Source organism: Streptomyces sp. NBC_01445, assembly GCF_035918235.1.
Taxonomy (GTDB): domain Bacteria; phylum Actinomycetota; class Actinomycetes; order Streptomycetales; family Streptomycetaceae; genus Streptomyces.
This window is the reverse complement of the sequence record NZ_CP109485.1, coordinates 9,851,371-9,867,617: the sequence shown is the minus strand read 5'-3', so window position 1 is coordinate 9,867,617 and position 16,247 is coordinate 9,851,371. Positions and strand designations below refer to the sequence as shown.

General features: G+C 68.9%; 11 protein-coding genes and 2 pseudogenes. 5 read left to right on the top strand and 8 right to left on the bottom strand.

The features are described 5' to 3' along the window. Positions 1-111 precede the first annotated feature (111 nt). Positions 112-846 (top strand): type 1 glutamine amidotransferase, encoded by a 735-nt coding sequence (locus OG574_RS45145; protein ID WP_326778000.1) that lies wholly within the window; start codon positions 112-114, stop codon positions 844-846. Here OG574_RS45145 and OG574_RS45140 read toward each other — a convergent pair. Further along, on the bottom strand, positions 806-2,059 hold the full coding sequence (locus tag OG574_RS45140) for a benzoate/H(+) symporter BenE family transporter (protein WP_326777999.1): 1,254 nt from the start codon (positions 2,057-2,059) through the stop codon (positions 806-808). The two genes, OG574_RS45145 and OG574_RS45140, sit on opposite strands and share 41 nt — an antisense overlap. Before the next feature lie 143 nt (positions 2,060-2,202). Here OG574_RS45140 and OG574_RS45135 point away from each other — a divergent pair, with 143 nt between their 5' ends. Further along, the gene (locus tag OG574_RS45135) at positions 2,203-2,772 is read left to right on the top strand and encodes a helix-turn-helix domain-containing protein (protein WP_326777998.1); all 570 of its coding nucleotides are present in this window, start codon (positions 2,203-2,205) and stop codon (positions 2,770-2,772) included. A gap of 40 nt (positions 2,773-2,812) precedes the next feature. Here the strand turns inward: OG574_RS45135 and OG574_RS45130 are convergent, their stop codons facing one another. Together OG574_RS45130 and OG574_RS45125 are read right to left on the bottom strand one after the other, a co-directional pair. Beyond that, positions 2,813-3,604 carry a class I SAM-dependent methyltransferase gene (locus OG574_RS45130; protein WP_326777997.1) on the bottom strand — a complete coding sequence of 264 codons (792 nt, stop codon included), beginning with the start codon at positions 3,602-3,604 and terminating at the stop codon, positions 2,813-2,815. 548 nt (positions 3,605-4,152) lie between these two features. Further along, entirely contained in the window at positions 4,153-4,797 is a 645-nt protein-coding gene (locus OG574_RS45125) for a class I SAM-dependent DNA methyltransferase (protein WP_326778819.1), read from the bottom strand. Positions 4,798-5,615: 818 nt separating this feature from the next. On the opposite strand from OG574_RS45125, the gene OG574_RS45120 reads away from it, so the two are divergent. Both OG574_RS45120 and OG574_RS45115 read left to right on the top strand, forming a co-directional pair. Beyond that, positions 5,616-7,007 (top strand): MFS transporter, encoded by a 1,392-nt coding sequence (locus tag OG574_RS45120; protein WP_326777996.1) that lies wholly within the window; start codon positions 5,616-5,618, stop codon positions 7,005-7,007. 278 nt (positions 7,008-7,285) lie between these two features. After that, positions 7,286-9,646 (top strand): GH92 family glycosyl hydrolase, encoded by a 2,361-nt coding sequence (locus tag OG574_RS45115; RefSeq protein ID WP_326777995.1) that lies wholly within the window; start codon positions 7,286-7,288, stop codon positions 9,644-9,646. Between the two features lie 242 nt (positions 9,647-9,888). On the opposite strand, the gene OG574_RS45110 is transcribed toward OG574_RS45115, so the two are convergent. Then, positions 9,889-10,095 (bottom strand): DUF5988 family protein, encoded by a 207-nt coding sequence (locus OG574_RS45110; protein ID WP_100595309.1) that lies wholly within the window; start codon positions 10,093-10,095, stop codon positions 9,889-9,891. A gap of 109 nt (positions 10,096-10,204) precedes the next feature. On the opposite strand from OG574_RS45110, the pseudogene OG574_RS45105 reads away from it, so the two are divergent. Continuing rightward, a pseudogene (locus OG574_RS45105) lies at positions 10,205-10,693 on the top strand (transposase); the annotation flags it as partial. A gap of 117 nt (positions 10,694-10,810) precedes the next feature. On the opposite strand, the gene OG574_RS45100 reads toward OG574_RS45105, so the two are convergent. The 4 genes and pseudogenes from OG574_RS45100 to OG574_RS45085 all read right to left on the bottom strand — a co-directional run. Next, positions 10,811-11,593 carry an IS630 family transposase gene (locus tag OG574_RS45100; protein ID WP_326777994.1) on the bottom strand — a complete coding sequence of 261 codons (783 nt, stop codon included), beginning with the start codon at positions 11,591-11,593 and terminating at the stop codon, positions 10,811-10,813. Then, positions 11,482-11,952, bottom strand: a complete 471-nt coding sequence (locus OG574_RS45095) for a helix-turn-helix domain-containing protein (RefSeq protein ID WP_326777993.1) — start codon at positions 11,950-11,952, stop codon at positions 11,482-11,484. The genes OG574_RS45100 and OG574_RS45095 overlap by 112 nt, the downstream gene beginning before the upstream one ends. A 91-nt stretch (positions 11,953-12,043) precedes the next feature. Beyond that, positions 12,044-14,812: a SpoIIE family protein phosphatase gene (locus tag OG574_RS45090; RefSeq protein ID WP_326777992.1), complete on the bottom strand. Its 2,769-nt coding sequence runs from the start codon at positions 14,810-14,812 to the stop codon at positions 12,044-12,046. 144 nt (positions 14,813-14,956) lie between these two features. Further along, positions 14,957-15,646 (bottom strand): annotated as a pseudogene (locus OG574_RS45085) (helix-turn-helix transcriptional regulator); the annotation flags it as partial. Positions 15,647-16,247: the final 601 nt, after the last annotated feature.

Genomic DNA, 16,247 nt, shown 5'->3' with positions numbered 1-16,247 from the left:
GCAAGGCGGCCGACGGACCGTTGACGTCGCGCGTCGCGCCCTGATCTGCTGCCTTGATCAACGTAGGGATCAAGGCAGCGAACGCAGATGCCGAGCAGGGGAGCTGAGGCAATGACGCCCTCGCACGCACCGGGCCCAGGCCCACAGACCACTGTGGTCATACAGAACACCAGGACCGGCGGTCCCGGCCGGGTCGGTGCCTGGCTGCGCGACGCGGGACTCGGTCTCGAAGTGCTGCGTCCCTACGAGGGTGAGGCCCTGCCCGAGGCGCTCGACGGCAGGCCGCTCCTCGTGCTCGGCGGCGGCTTCCTGCCGGACGACGACGAGCGCGCACCCTGGCTCCCCGCCACGCGCCGGCTCGTCGCGCAGTCACTGGACGACGGCTCGCCCGTGCTCGGCATCTGCCTCGGTGGCCAGTTGCTCGCACAGGTCGCGGGCGGCAGCGTACGGGCGAATCATGGGCAGCCCGAGTTCGGCAGCACACAGATCCGGCTGCGCCCCGAAGCCGCCGACGATCCGCTGCTGTACGGGCTGGGCGCGACGGCGCCCGCGATCGAACGGCACGTCGACGCGATCACCGAACTCCCGCCGGGCGCCACCTGGTTGGCGTCCAGCGCGACCTGTCCCCACCAGGCGTTCCGGGTCGGGGCGCGGGCCTGGGGTGTGCAGTTTCACCCTGAGGCGGAGGCCGACCGGATCGCCGGGTGGGACCGGGAGCTGCTGGCCCGGCAGGGCTATGACAGGGACCGGCTGCACGCCGAGGCCATGGCCGACGAGGGCGCGGCGGTCTCGGCGTGGTCGGTGTTCACGCGGAGGTTCGCTCAGGTGTGCGCGAGGCTGCCGTGACCGGCTTAGGGGCCGGCGCGGACGCGGCGGCCCCTCGCCGCCGTCCCACCGACACGATGACGCTGGTGAGCACGCCCGCGAGCAGCCCCCAGAACGCGGACCCGATGCCGAGAAGCGTCACGCCCGAGGCCGTGGCGAGGAAGGTGACGACGGCCGCCTCCCTGGATCCGGGGTCCGACAGGGCACTTGCCAGGGAGGCCTCGATCGTGGCGAGCATGCCGACCCCCGCGACGGCCAGGACGAGTGCGTGCGGCATCGCGGTGAGCAGCGAGGCGACGGTCGCGCCGAGCAGGCCGACACACAGGTAGAAGACACCCGCCCACACGGCCGCGAGGTAGCGCCGCTGCCGGTCGGGGTGGGCCCCGTCGCCGGTGCAGATCGCGGCGGTCATCGCCGCCAGGTTGATGCCGAACGCCCCGAACGGCGCGAGCACCGCCTGCACCGCACCCGTCCACGTCAGGACCGGCGAGACGGGCACCTCATAGCCGGAGCCGCGCAGCACGGCAACCCCCGGCAGATTCTGCGAAGCCATGGTGACGACGAACAGCGGCACGCCGACGCTGATCAGCACCTTCCAGTCGAACTCGGGAGCCGTGATCACCGGCTGCGCGAGGGACAGTCGGACCCGTTCCAGATGCCAGCCCCCGGTGAGGACGGAGGCGACGACTCCGCCGCCGAGCGCAATGAGGACCGCGTAGCGCGGCAGCAGTCGACGCCCGAGGAGATACAGCACGAACACCGGGAACGCGATGGCGAAACTGCCGCCCATCTGAGAGAAGAGCCCCGTCCCGAACTCAAGCAGCACACCGCCCAGCAGCGCCGATGCCAGCGGCACCGGGATACGGTCCATGATCCGCGCGAACCACCCCGTCAGACCGCTCACCATGATCAGCACGGCGCTGAACACGAACGCGCCCACGGCTTTTTCCATGGACACCCCGCTCAGGCTCGTGGCGAGGAGCGCGGCTCCCGGTGTCGACCAGGAGGTGACGATCGGGACCTTGTGCCGCAGCGACAGGCCCACGCAGGTCACGGCGATCCCGACGCCGAGCGCCAGCATCCACGAGGACACCTCGCGCGCGTCCGCCCCGGCGGCCCGAGCCGCGGTGAACACGATGGCAGCGGCACTGGTCACGCCGACGGTGACCGCGATGAGCCCCGCCGCCACGGCCGAGGGCGGTGCGGTGGCGCGTATACGGGCGAGCGGGGACATGCGGGCATCACTTCCGAAAAGGGGTGCGGGAGAGCGGGTTCCGAGTGTTCCGTAAACGGAACGTTCTGTTTGTGGAACACTAAGGACGCAGGTGGCGGCACGTCAAAGCGCCGGTGGGCGCAGAAACGGACGGAACCGGGCAGATGGGTCTGAACGACGAGGTGGGCCGCAGGCTGAAGCGGCTGCGGCAGGACGCCGGCCTGTCTCTGTCGGAGCTCGCGCGCCGCTCAGGCGTCGGCAAGGGCACGCTCTCCGAACTCGAGACGGGCCGGCGCAACCCCACCCTGGAAACGCTCTACGCCCTGACCACCGCGCTCGACCGCCCGGTCAGCGCCGTCCTCGACGACCCACCGCCCGGCGTCGCGGCGGGCGCGGGCGGAGTCTCCGGCAGCGCCGTCACCGCGGTTCTCCTGGAGCGGTACGAGGACGAGGGCGCGGCCACCGACGTCTTCCGCGTCACCATCGCCGACGGCGCGACCCAGGAGTCGGCCGCGCATGTCCCGCACACCACGGAGAGCCTGATGGTGCTCTCCGGAACAGCGGTCGTCGGGCTGCCGGACGCGCCGCAGACGGCCGGACCCGGCGGCCACGCCCACTGGCCGGCCGACGCCCCGCACTTCTACAGCGCACCGGACGGCGAGGTCCAGGGCGTCCTCTTCGTCCGGTACCCGAAGGGCGCGTCTTCGAAGGACCCTTCCTTGGAAGGGTCCTAGGGGTCTGACAGAGGCGTTGGACGTGGCGGTGGGTGATCAGTCAGACGGCCAGGCCCGAGGAAGTGTCAGCGCGCGCCACGAGCAGCGGCTGGAAGAAGCCTGTCTCCCGCGGCATCCGCCACCCGAGGTCCGTAAACCCCGCCGCGGCGGCGAGGCCGGTCAGCCGGTCCCGGCTGAGCGCCCAGTAGGCGGTCCTGCGGACCCGGACGCGCCACTCTTCGCCCGTCGGCCTGAGTTGGAAGTGCTCCAAGTCGTAGCGCTCACCGTCGTCACGCCAGTGCCAGAGCTGGAAGGTGACGGCTTCTCCGCCGTCTGGGTCATCGGCGAGCCGGTGGACCTGCGGAGGCGTCGAAGCGGGGCGCTCGCGCAGCAGCTCGTCGTAGGGGCGGGTGCTGACCAACAGCAGGCCGCCGGGACGCAGCACGCGGCGCATCTCGGTCAGCGCTGTGTGCACATCCTGCTCCGTCAGAAGGTGGGGCAGCGAGTTGTCGGCGCAGACGACGGTGTCGAACCGGCCATCGGGAAAGGGGAGGTGCCGCATGTCGGCGGCGGCCGTGTGCAGTCCGAGGCTACGGCGGGTGGCCTCACGGGCAGCACGGGCGGCGGCGCGCGGGCTGAGGTCGGTCCCGGTGACGCGGTGCCCCCGCAGCGCAAGGCCAATGGCCTGCGTGCCGATTCCGCAGGAGCAGTCGAGCACCGCCGCGCGGTCCTGGCCGATCAGGGCGTCCAGAGCGTCCCCCTGCCGACGGATGCTCGCGTCCCAATCTGCGTAGATCAGGTGGTAGTCATCGGCTAGTTCGTCGTAGAAGTGCGCGACCGATGTCTCGGGCATGGCCCGAGGTTACTGTGTCTGACGATGCCCTCACCCGCGAATACCTGCACCAGCCTGCCCAGTTCGAAGAGGCCCTCGGCCGGCAGACGCAGGGGTTGGCTCGATAGTTGGACACAGGTTGCACGAACGTCCCCCGCCAGATGCCTACGGCGGCAGCCCACGCCCGTCGCACGTACCGTGACTCACTCCCGCACAGCGGCCGATTCGGTGAGCGCGGTCGGCACCGTGCGGAAGGCGGCCCGCATCCAGAAGGCGCCGAAGCTCACCCCGAGTCCCGTGTGCGCAATCTTCCAGGCGACCGCTGAACTACGACGCGGCGCGCGCGATGTTCAACCGGGTCAGCGATCTCCTCGGGGCAAACTGGACGCTCCACGATCTACGCCACACCGCGTCCTACCGGCTCGCCCGCGACCCCAACATGCCTCTGACCAAACCCAGCTCGATGCCGCCCTCAAACCCTCAGTGATCCACCTGGGCCTGCCCACCTTCGGCGAGATCGCCGCACGAACCACCTGATCCCGTCTCCGCCAGGCGACTGGCGGAGCCACTCAAGGTTGACGACGCGCGAGGATGATCCCTCCCGACTTGCTCTCGGCCGAGGTGAGAGTCTTGTGCGTCTCGACCGCGAAGCCAGCTTCGTTAAGCCACGCAATCGTCTGGTCATGCTGCCGGCGATGGACATAGACCTTCATCGGGTGCCCGCCATAGCCCTCAGTCTTCAACCGCGACTCATCGCCGACATGGAAACTGAGCAACAACGGCCCACCGGGCCGAAGCACTCGACGGAAATGCGCAAGAACCGACCTGATCTCGTCGGCAGGAATGTGGATCAGTGAGTACCAGGCGACCAGGCCAGTCACGGAGGCGTCGGCCAAGGCGAGATCCGTCATGGAACCGAGATCGAACCGCACACCGGGGTGATCACGACGGGCCACATCGATCATTCCAGGTGACAGATCGATGCCGAACGCGTCCAGGCCAAGGTTCCGCAGATGGCCTGTGACCCTGCCTGTCCCGCACCCCACGTCCGCGACCAACCCGCCACCTTGGGCACGCACCAGGTCAGCAAACAGGGCCAAGACCGCGCGCTCCTGGGGTGTTTCGTCCAAGAGGTGACGTGTCAGTTCTGCGTAACTTGCAGCGACAGTGTCATAAGACGTCCGCGTATCCGCCAACCAGTCATCTGTGTGCAGTCCCATTTCCACCGAGGCAGGCTACACAAGTCATCAACCGGCGTGACGGCTTGGTTCGGAGAAGGACTGCCCTGCCGGAGCTGCAATGACCGTAGGCCCCACGACGACGGACCGTTCCGGAGGTATCGCGAGAGGCCGCCGGCGCGGATACTCGGGGTCAGCCTTTGCTACTTCATGCTTCCGCTCCGGCAGCGGAGAGTCGAGAACGACGCGCAGATCCTTCGGGTTGTCGTCCACGCGGCCGGTCATCCGGTCGAGATCGGAAACTTCTGCTTGTTCTCTGACTCTCGACGCAGTTCGCGCTGGTGTCGTGCATACCCGTCAATGGTGAATGCCTACGCGGTACATGACGATCCGACTGGCCGGCCGGCCCGTCGGCCGACTGCCACAGCGCGAACGGGCTGTCGAAGTCGACGAGTTCACCCCGTGGCAGGCCGGCACAGCCAGCCGGCGGTCACCCGTCGCACCGCCTGCGGCCCTCGTGTCCTGCCAGGTCCCGCTGCCACGCCTTGATCCGGTCCGGGTCGCTCGCCGAGCAGCTGCGCGGCAGCACCAACACGGCGACAACTCCCGCGTCCACAAGGCCCTTCGCCCGCGCTGCATTCGCCCTTGCTTCACATCGCCCTCCCGAACCCACCTCGTGGATGGGCTCCCTCCCCGAACGACCGCCACACCACGGAGCACGAGCACAGGCCGAACGCCCGGCCGGACAGCCCGTCGCGACGGCCGCGAGTCCGGTGTCCGACCACGTCACGACCATGGTCACGTCGCATCATATGCATGTACCTTGCAGACATTTGAAAGGAGCTGACAGGCGCATGACGCAAACCACCCCCTCCACCGCCGGCTCTCCCTCACCGGTGTCCCGCCGCCTCGAGGTCCTGCGGCCCGGCCCCTGGCACCGACGGCTCACGGCGGTCGTCGGCATCGGTGCCTTCTTCGACCTCTACGAGGTGTTCCTCGGCGGTGTACTCGCCGCCGCGCTCGCCGAGCCCTGGCATCTGAGCCAGACCCAGAAGTCGTGGATCATCGCCGCCGGATTCCTGGGGATGTTCGTCGGCGCCAACGTCATGTCACTCCTCGCCGACCGTTTCGGCCGACGCCGGATGTTCCTGGTCAACCTCGCCACGTACTCCGCGTTCTCCCTGCTGTGCGCCGCCGCGCCCGACGTGAACTGGCTCATCGCGGCCCGGTTCCTCGCCGGGCTCGGGCTCGGCGCCGAACTCGTGCTCGTCGACACGTACCTTTCCGAGCTGCTGCCGACGGCCGTGCGCGGACGCTACATCGCCTGGGCCTACACCGTCGGGTTCCTCGGTGTGCCGCTGGCGGCGCTCCTCGGCGCACGCCTGGTGGCCGAGCACGAGATCGCCGGGGTCTCCGGCTGGCGCTGGCTGCTGGTGGCGGGCGCGTTCGGCGCCTTCTGCATCCAATGGATGCGGCGCACTCTCCCCGAGTCTCCGCGATGGCTGGAGGCCAAGGGGCGGCGCGCGGAGGCCGAGGCCGTCGTCGCGCACATCGAGACAGTCAACGAACCGGGGACCGCCGGTAAGCGCCCCACGCCACGACAGGCCCAAGCCGAGACCGAGACCGATGCGGTTCCCACCGTGCGGGTTCCACTGCGCCGGATGTTCCAGCCGCCCTACCGCCGCCGCACCATCATGTGGTGGATCTTCCAGGTCCTGCAGACCGTCGGCTACTACGGTTTCGGCTCTCTGGCCCCCGTCGTCCTCGCCGCCAAGGGCCACTCCACGACCGCCTCGCTCGGGTACGCGGCGCTCAGCTTCTGCGGCTACCCGCTGGGTTCCGCTCTGTCGATTCCGCTCATCGAGCGGTTCGAGCGCCGCACCCTCATCATCGTCGCCGCCCTCGGACAGGCCTTCTTCGGCGTCCTGTTCGGGTTCGCCGACGCGGCCTGGCTGATCGTGGGAAGCGGCCTCCTGCTGACGCTCTGCAGCAACGTCTTCTCCAACGCGTTCCACGTCTACCAGGCCGAGATCTTCCCCACGAACCTGCGCAGCAGCGCCATCGGTATCGCCTACTCACTGTCGCGGCTGGTCTCCGTGATCCTGCCGTTCATCGCACTGAGTGTCCTCGACGACCTCGGCGCGACCGCGGTGTTCGCCGGCTCCGCCGCACTCATGGTGCTGCTGTGCCTCAACGTGGGGCTCCTCGGCCCCAAGACGAAGGGGCTGGCGCTGGACGCCATCTGAACGACCACCCGCCCCGCCCCTCCGGAGATCCAGGTCAGGCGGCGTCTCGGCGAGGCCGTCGCCCGGCGCCGCCTGCCACACGTCGGGCGGCGCCCAGAGGGGGCCGTGAGGGTCTGCAACACTCCCCCCGATCCAGCGCGCCCTGACGAAGCCACACAGGCAAGGGCCCACCCCCACACCCAACCAGCCGCGGAAAACGATGGATTGACGGAACGACACCGGAAGGGCAAAGATCGGCAGGTACTGATTTGACAACGTTGTCGTACGAGAGGATCGCGATGAGAGCGCTGAGACGCGTGTTCACCACCTTGTTGATCGTCACCACTATGGCCACGGCCTCCGCCACCGCCGGCGTCGCGAACGCCAAGGAGCAGGGACCGAAGTTCGCTGATGACCCCACCACGCTGGTCGACACATCGATCGGCAACAACGGTGACGGGACCACCTTCCCGGGCGCGGCCGCGCCGTTCGGCATGGTGCAGCTGAGCCCTGACACGCAGCTGAACAAGTACGCCTCGTACGACTACGCGCAGGACACCATCCTCGGCTTCAGCCACACACACCTCTCGGGCGTCGGCTGCCAGACGATGGGCAACATCCGGTTCATGCCGACCACCGGCGCGGTCACCTCGTCCGACCCGGCGCAGTACGGTGCGAAGTTCAGTCATGACAACGAGACCCGCGCGCCCGGCTACTACGGCGTGAAGTTCGACAACGGCATCAAGGCCGAGCTCTCCGCCACGCAGCGGACCGGCCAGCACCGCTACACCTACCCCGGCGGATCAGGCTCCGAGAACGTTCTCATCGAGGCCGGTGAGAGCAATGGCAGCACCTACGCCGGCGACGTCAAGGTGGTCGGCAACGACACCGTGGAAGGCTGGGTCCAGGGCGGCAACTTCTGCGGCGAGACCGGCAAGGAGCGCTACCGGGTCTACTTCAGCGCCAAGTTCGACCGGACGTTCTCGAAGTACGGCACCTGGACCGACGGCACCCTCACGCCGAACCAGCGCGAAGCATCGCGCGGCACCAAGCGCGCCGGTGCCTGGCTGACGTTCGACCCGGCCAAGGGCGACCAGGTCGGTACGTCGGTGGGCCTGTCCTACACCTCGATCGACGGCGCGCGCCTCAACCGCGGGGCCGAGCAGCCCAAGTCGTTCGACAAGGCCCGCGCCGGCGCGCACGACGCCTGGCGCGACGAGCTGAACCGGATGCGCGTGGCCGGCGGCAGCACTGCCGACCAGCGTACGTACTACAGCGCGCTCTACCACTCGCTGCTGCACCCGTCGATCGGTTCCGACGTCGACAACCGCTACCGCGGCTTTGACGACAAGGTGCACCGAGCGGATTCCACGTACTACCAAATGTTCTCGCTCTGGGACACCTACCGCTCGCAGAACCAGCTGGTGGCCCTGCTCAACCCGGACAGGGCCGCGGACATGGCCAAGTCCGTGCTGCACATCTACCAGGACGGCGGCTGGCTGCCGCGCTGGGGGCTCGGCGGCGGCGAGACCAACGTGATGAGCGGCGATCCCATCACCCCGTGGATCGTCGACATCTACCAGCGTGGGCTGCTCGACAAGCACACCTCGCACCAGCTCTTCGACGCCCTGTGGAAGAACGCCAACGAGGTCCCCACCGACCAGTCGGTCTTCCGTGGCCGTGACGGCAATCCGTCGTATGTCAAGAACGGCTGGGTCGGGTACCAGAACCTGCCCGGCTACCTGTACGGCGACAGCCGCCAGTCGGGCTCGGCCACGCTCGAGTACGCACTCGGCGACTGTGCGCTGTCCACGATGGCCGGCGACCTGGGCTACCAGGACAAGGCCGCGACGCTCGCCTCGCGTTGCGACAACTTCGCCAAGCTGTGGGACCCGAGCGTCACGTCGCAGGGTTTCTCAGGGTTCCCCGTCGCCAAGAACGAGGACGGCACCGTCGCCGGTGATCCCGACCCCACCCAGGCCGGTGCGTTCCACGAGGGCACGGCATGGCAGTACCAGTGGCTCGCCCAGCAGGACCCGCAGACCCTCTTCGGTCTCATGGGCGGCCAGGCGGCTGCGGAGCAGCGGCTGGACAAGTTCTTCGACATGCCGACCGTCCTCACCGACCCGGCGAAGGCCGCCTCGGAGTCATGGGTGAGCGGCGCGTACGACTACCACAACAACTTCGCCTTCAACCCGAACAACGAGCCCGACTTCCATACTCCGTGGATGTACTCGTGGACCGGCGCCCCGTGGAAGACGTCCGCGGTGCTGCGTGCGATGCGGACGCTCTTCACCGACGACGCGTACGGCATGCCCGGCAACGACGACCTCGGCGCCACGTCGTCGTTGCTCGTCTTCGCCATGGCTGGCGTGTTTGAGGCGCAGCCCGGCTCCGCCAACTACATCGTTACTGCGCCCATGTTCGAAAAGGTCGAGATCCGGCCCGAGCACGGAAGCAAGATCAACATCGAGGCGCCGGGCGCCGATGCGTCGAAGCTCCAGTACGTGTCCTCCGTGCACACGGGCAAGGGCACGTTGCACCAGAGCTGGCTCTCCCACAAGGATCTGCTCCGCGCCGGCACGATCAAGATGGGCCTTTCCGACAAGCCCACGACCTGGGGCGTCAGCACCGCCCCGCCCGCCATCAACCAGAACTGACGTTGTCGGCTGCGGCCCCTCCACACAGGGGCCGCGCTGCGGCTCCCCGCTGTGCAATCCGTTCCATACGACCGACGAACGCGGGGGTCTCGAACTCGCCCTCCACGCGCTACCCAAGCGCGCCCGCGCGGGCGCTGCGAGGCATCGTTTAGCTGCTTGACGAGCTCTACCGGCCCGGAACCGGCCTGAGTGAGTGGTGGTTGGCACCCGCCGCGCTCGGGCCGCACGCTGCGAGCGGACGCCTACCCAGGCAGTTCCGTGCGCTCCCACCACTCGTACACGGGCAACAGGCCCTGTGAGGTCTCCTCCTGACGTTTCGTGACCTTGAAGTGCTCATAGCCCCCGCGCAAGGGAACTTTGATGTCGAGCCCGGGCGTGGAGACGGAGACGATCCGCTCAGGAAGATCGTCAGGACCGCCCTCGAGAACTGCTTTCATCGCGTCGACCATGACCCGATCTTCCCCGCAGGCCGGACCGGCTCCTTCATGACGCGCCGACACGTCTGCCACTGCCCTCTTTCCGTGCCGGCGACCTCCACCACCGCGAGGGGCTCATCTTGGCCACGGACGACAGGCGTTCACCGAGGTGACCTGGCGGGAAGGCTCCCGCGGGCCGATGTGCTCGCGCTTTCTGGCACTGCGGGTGCGGCCGGCCGGGGTCAGGGCCCGCCGCCTGGCCCAGGCCGCCGCCACCGCCGAACACTGCCACTGGGACGGTGTCCTGCCCGAAGTGACGCTGCTGTCCGAGTGGCCCGAAGACGCCCAAGAACCCACCGACTACTGGCTGTCCAGCCTGCCCGCCGACACCCCGCTTGCTGAACTGGTCCGCCTGGCCAAGATCCGCTGGCGCATCGAGCACGACTACCGGGAACTCAAGCACGGCCTCGGCCCGGACCACTTCGAGGGACGTTCCTGGACCGGCTGGCATCACCACGTCACCCTGGTCACCGCCGCCCACGCGTTCCTCACTGAACAGCGCCTGGCCCCAAAAGCCGATACAGCAGACTCACCCACTCCCAGACCCTCGACGCCATCCAGGACCTGCTGAACTGCTGGACCGGCACCTGCACAGCCCTGCCACCGCCCCCTGCCCAGAACATCCACCATCAGCCCGAACCCAAGATCCAGAGCGACCTAACGGAGTCCTACTAGTAGACCGTCGTAGCTAATGTTTGGGATAAAGGTGGCGCAGTTTGATGCGTGCGTCGTGGGTGGTGAACTGCCAGTCCACTTGCCGTTGGTTGGTGTTGGTGGCGTTCTGCCAGGCCGAGAGTTCGGTGTTGAGGATGTCGAGGTTGCTGATCCGGCGGTCGAGACATTGCCGGGTCAGCGCGGAGAGTTCTATCTCGGCGATGTTGAGCCATGACCCGTGTTTGGGCGTGTGATGGATCTCGAGGCGTTGGGCCAGGGCGAAGGCCTCTTCTGGTTCGAATGCCTCGTACAGTGAGGCGATGCCGTGGGTGTTGAGGTTGTCCATCACCAGCACCACGGCCTCAGCGTCGGGGTAATCCACGCTCAGTAACTCCTTGACCTGGCCGGCCCAGTCGATCCGGGTCCGCTGGGTCAGTGCCTGAACGCGACGCCACCCGCGCAGGGGTTCGGTCCACACGAAGATCGAGGACGTTCCGCAGCGGATGTACTCGCTGTCCTGGCAGGTGTCGTGACCAGGGCGGGCCGGGAGCGGGGCGCGGGCATGGTCGAGGAGCTGGTAGGGCTTCTCGTCCATGCACACGACCGGACGTGCCGGATCGTAGGGCCGGGCATAGATGGCCAGCACGTCTTCCATCCGGGCCGCGAACTGGGCGTTCGCTCGTGGTGGGATGGTCCAGCACTTCTTCAGGTGAGGACGCAGTTCCGTTTTTTTAAGACCCGCCCGATGGTGGAGTGGTCCAGATCGGGGATGTCCTCGACCAGCGCGACGTGCTTCTCCAGCAGCCGCAGCGACCACCGGGCATAGCCCTGGGGCGGCTGCGAGCATGCCATCGCGATCAGCCGGGCCTCGACCGCACCGGTCACCGGCGAGGGCACCGGCGGCAGCTCGCGCTTCTTCCGGGCAATCGTGGCGTGCACATCGCCACCGGTCTCGGCGAACCGCTTGGCCACCAGCCGCAGTGTCTCGCCCGAGACTCCGGCCCGGGCCGCGACCGCGTCCTGCGAGCCGATCGCGCCTGCAGAGGTGTCGAGCGCGAGCAGCACCCGCGCCCTCCTGATCACCGAGGCTGGATGGATACCCGTCGTGGTTACCCGAACCAGTTCTTCACGATCAGCCGCGGTCAGCACCACCGGCCTCTTCTTCTGCGAACCCATCACCCCAACTCCCGTCCGGCAGAAAGGAAGCAACATCTGCCGGACCCCACCATCCCAACCAAACAACCCAGAACTAAGCAACGACACGCTACTAGGAGCCGCCGCCCTGAACGCCCTCGCCCTGAGCCCCATCCCGGTCGGGCGCCTCTTCCCCCGTGGGAGCCGCCGCCGGGCCTGACTCCTCGAAGACCTCGGGAAGAGCCTGTTCGGCCCAGATCACCTTGCCCTGGGGCGTGTACCGGGTGCCCCAGCGCTCGGCGATCTGCGACACCAGGAACAGGCCGCGGCCGCCCTCGTCCATCGTCGCGGCATACCGCAGGTGCGGGGAGGTGCTGCTGCCGTCGGCGACCTCGCAGATCAGCGTACGGTCGCGGATCAGCCGTACGTGGATCGGCTCCGAGCCGTAACGGATGGCGTTGGTGATCAGCTCGCTCAGGATCAGCTCCACGCTGAAGGCCAGTTCGGACAGGCCCCACTCGTCGAGCTTGCGGGCCACCGCGTCGCGCATCCCCGCGACGGCGGCCGGGTCGAGCGGCACGTCCCAGTCGGCGATCCGGTCGCGCGGCAGCCCCTGCGTGCGGGCGATCAGCAGGGCGACGTCGTCCTTGGGACGCCCGGGCAGCAGCTCGTCGAGCACGGCCTGGCAGCTCTCCTCGGGCGACCTGTCGGGGTGGCCCGACAGCGCTTGGCGCAGCAGCTCCATGCCCACATCCAGATCGCGCCTGCGGTCCTCGATGAGGCCATCGGTGTACAGGACGAGCTGGGCGCCGTCCGGAAGGTCCAGCTCGGCGGTCTGGAACGGCAGCCCGCCCAGACCGAGGGGCGGGCCGGTCGGCAGATCCAGGAAGGTGACGGTGCCGTCGGGGAGAACCAGCGCCGGCGCCAGGTGCCCGGCTCGAGCCACGACACAGCGGCGCGTCACCGGATCGTAGATCGCGTACAGACAGGTGGCACCCACGATGCCCGTGGCGCTCTGTGTATCCGACTCGTCCTGGTCTATACGGCCGACGAGGTCGTCCACGTGGCTCAGCAACTCGTCGGGCGGCAGATCGAGCGAGGAGAAGTTGTGCACCGCGGTCCGCAGCCGGCCCATGGTGGCGGCGGCGTGCAGGCCGTGGCCGACCACGTCACCGACGGCCAGCGCGACCCGGCTGCCCGACAGCGGAATCACGTCGAACCAGTCGCCGCCCACGCCCGACTGAGCGGGGAGGTAGCGGTAGCTGACGTCGAGGGCGCTCTGTTCGGGCAGGGCTCGCGGCAGCAGGCTGCGCTGGAGGGTCACCGCGAGGGCGTGCTCGCGGGTGTAGCGGCGCGCGTTGTCGATGCTGACCGCTGCTCGGGCCACCAGTTCCTCGGCAAGCGACAGATCCTCCTCGTCGAAGGGCCCGTGCTGCTGGGAGCGCCAGAAGTTGGCCATGCCCAGCACGACACCGCGGGCCTTGATCGGGGCGGCGATGAGGGTGTGAATGCCGTAGTCCATGATCCTCTTGGTGCGCTCCGGGTCCTGCGCGTGCCAGCCCGTGGCGGTCGACAGGTCGTCCACCAGCTCGGCGTGGCCGCTCCCGTAGCCGCGGGCCTGGGGGGTGGACGGCAGGAAGTCGATCAGCCTGCCCGTCTCGTAGAGCGGGTGGTCGTCCCGGATTCCGTACACGGCCGTACGACGCATGTCCGTCGCGGTGCGGGCCGGCTCCTCGCCGTGAAGTACGGCGTCGGCCAGGTCCACGGTGACGAAGTCGGCGAAACGGGGGACGGCGACCTGCGCCAGCTCGTCGGCGGTGCGCAGGACGTCCAGGGTGGTGCCGATGCCCAGTCCCGCGTCGTACAGCAGCTTGAGCCGCTCCCGCGCGATCTCCGCCCTGCCGGTCACCGCCTGCAACTCGGTGGAGTCGCGCAGCGTGACCACGGTCCCCATGGGGCCGCCGCCGCTGTCCGTGTGCCGCTGGTTGACCGCCAGCAGCCGGTCTCCGGCGAAGTGCACCTCGTCGGTGACCTCGCGCCCGGAGACGAGCAGCTCCGCCACTGCGGGGTCGAGGCTCGACAGCTCCGACACGAGCTGCCCCTCGACATCAGGGGGCAGCTCCAGCAGCCGTTTGGCCTCGTCGTTCGCCAGCAGCAGCTGCCCGCCACCGCCGACTATCAGCACCCCTTCGCGCACGGAGTGCAACACCGTGTCGTGGTGGTCGTACATGCGGGTCATCTCGTCCGGGGCCAGGCTGTGGGTCTGCCGTCGCAGCCGTCGGCCCACCAGTGCCGTGCCCGCGGTGGCCACCACGAGTGCCCCGGCACCGGCGCCCAGGATGATCGGCAGTTGCCGGGCCACCTGACTGGCCACGTTCTTGACCTTCAGCCCCGCTGAGACGAGCCCCACGACCTTGCCGTCGGCGTTGTCGATGGGGACGGTGGCCTGGACCTCCCGGCCGAGTGGGCCCATCACACTCTCCGTGTACACCTTCCCCTCGAGCGACGGCCCGATGGTGCCCACGAACTGCTTTCCGATCAGGTTCGGCAGGGGGTGGGTGTAGCGGATGCCCTTGGTGTCCAGGACGACGATGAAGTCGACGCCCGCAGCCTTGCGCGCCGCCTCCGTGAGCGGCTGGAGGATCTTGCTCGGGTCGGGGCTCTCCAGTGCGGCCACGACGCCGGGAGAGTGCGCGAACGTCTGCGCCACGGCGACGGAGCGGCGCTTGGCCTCGGCGTTGGTGTCCCGGTCCGACTGGAGGACCAGGGCGAAGACGCCAGCGACTACGAGCAGCACAACCAGCGCCACCTGGAGTACGAACACCTGCCCGGCTACGCTTCGCGGGCTTCTGCTGACCAGGGACCTGAACAGACTTCTCAAGTCGGCGAAACGATTCGCCATGTGACCTTTCTAGCACTGGCGATCCTGAGCGGCCACAGGCCGCACCTCCCAGGGCATGAAACCGCAGGACGCGCGGCGGGGACGGACCCGGTCTAAGACAGCCTGCCTCGGGCGTGGGGGCCCGATCCACACGCGAGGCGGTCTCCGCCGCACCGAAGCGGCCAGCCGGGCGGCGAGCACCTCGGCGAGTCCCCGCAGTTCTTCCGGCCGCTCGATGACGAACGACCGGTCGAGCGGCGCGCGCACGGCGGGCAGCCACTCGAGCCGCTCCACCTGCAGCTCAACGCGGAACCAGGGCTCGGGGTCCCGGGTCCCCCTCCACGCCGTGCAAGGAGGGCAGCTCTGCCACGGTCACGACGCCGGCGGGGAGTCGCGAGCGGATGTGCTCGGCCGCTCCCTGGACGCGCAGGTCCACCTCGTGGCGGTACAGAGCCGTCGCGAGCCCGGACAGGACGCGTTGCGCCGGGTCGAGGTCGGCGGGCGGTTCGAACGAGCCGGGCAGGGTCCCCGCGTCGGTGATGTGGTCCAGCCGGAACGTCCGGTCCTCGCCGATCGCGGTTGAACGTGCCCGTCACGTACCACCTGCGGGAATGGGCGACGAGCCCGTACATGGTGCAGCATGCGCTCGCTGCGCCGACCGTCGCAGGCGGTATACCGGATGTCGAGCCTGCGGCTGCGCCGTTTGGGCAGCACCCGCCGGATCTTGGCCGCCCCGTCTCGCCCGCCGTGCCGGTGGCCGTCATCAAGCCGGCGCACCGCCCCGCGACCAGGCCCGAGCAGTACGGCGAGCGCCTCGTCGTCGCTCAGCGTGCGTGGGGGCAGACGGTAACCGGGGGGCGACCCGCTGGGGCGGCGGCTGCACCCTGTCGCCCGTGCGCCCATGGACTGTGTCGCTGACTGCGATGTCAGTGACCATCAGAGTGGTCAGGAGCGAGAGGACGATCGGCTCGGGGCGGGGCCACGGGAGGAGCAGGATGAGCGCGCCGTTCCCGCTCACCAGTCGCAGTCCTGAGCGGTCCGCCAGGTCCAGGGAGAGGGACCAGTCGGCGGAGCGCCAGGGTCAAGGCGCATTCGAAGGCCGCCGCAGCCTGGTCCAGGTCGCCCATCACATGCCAGGTGTCGCCCGTACGACTTGCGGTCCACCTGACCCGATCGACGGCATCGGCGCGCACAGGGTGAAGAACAGCTCGTAGCGGCCGCAGTACCGGGGCAGCCGGGCCATGGAGGCCGGCGACTCCGTGACGGGACTGCGTTCGGACGCCACCTCTATGGCATCGAACCAGGGCCGCGAACCGCTTACGCATCTCGTCGGTGTCCAGGTCGTGGCCGTAGTACAACGTCCGCAGCCACGCCTCGGCCAGCGCCTAGGCACTCACCGTCGAGAAGGCGCGCAGCGCTGAACCAGGGTGCAGCGCCCCATGCCACGTCGGGCCGC

Excerpts from the sequence above, each read along its gene's own strand:
- OG574_RS45145 (WP_326778000.1), top strand. The coding sequence starts at position 112 with ATGACGCCCTCGCACGCACCGGGCCCAGGCCCACAGACCACTGTGGTC.
- OG574_RS45140 (WP_326777999.1), bottom strand. The coding sequence starts at position 2,059 with ATGTCCCCGCTCGCCCGTATACGCGCCACCGCACCGCCCTCGGCCGTG.
- OG574_RS45135 (WP_326777998.1), top strand. The coding sequence starts at position 2,203 with ATGGGTCTGAACGACGAGGTGGGCCGCAGGCTGAAGCGGCTGCGGCAG.
- OG574_RS45130 (WP_326777997.1), bottom strand. The coding sequence starts at position 3,604 with ATGCCCGAGACATCGGTCGCGCACTTCTACGACGAACTAGCCGATGAC.
- OG574_RS45120 (WP_326777996.1), top strand. The coding sequence starts at position 5,616 with ATGACGCAAACCACCCCCTCCACCGCCGGCTCTCCCTCACCGGTGTCC.
- OG574_RS45115 (WP_326777995.1), top strand. The coding sequence starts at position 7,286 with ATGAGAGCGCTGAGACGCGTGTTCACCACCTTGTTGATCGTCACCACT.
- OG574_RS45110 (WP_100595309.1), bottom strand. The coding sequence starts at position 10,095 with ATGGTCGACGCGATGAAAGCAGTTCTCGAGGGCGGTCCTGACGATCTT.
- OG574_RS45095 (WP_326777993.1), bottom strand. The coding sequence starts at position 11,952 with ATGGGTTCGCAGAAGAAGAGGCCGGTGGTGCTGACCGCGGCTGATCGT.
- OG574_RS45090 (WP_326777992.1), bottom strand. The coding sequence starts at position 14,812 with ATGGCGAATCGTTTCGCCGACTTGAGAAGTCTGTTCAGGTCCCTGGTC.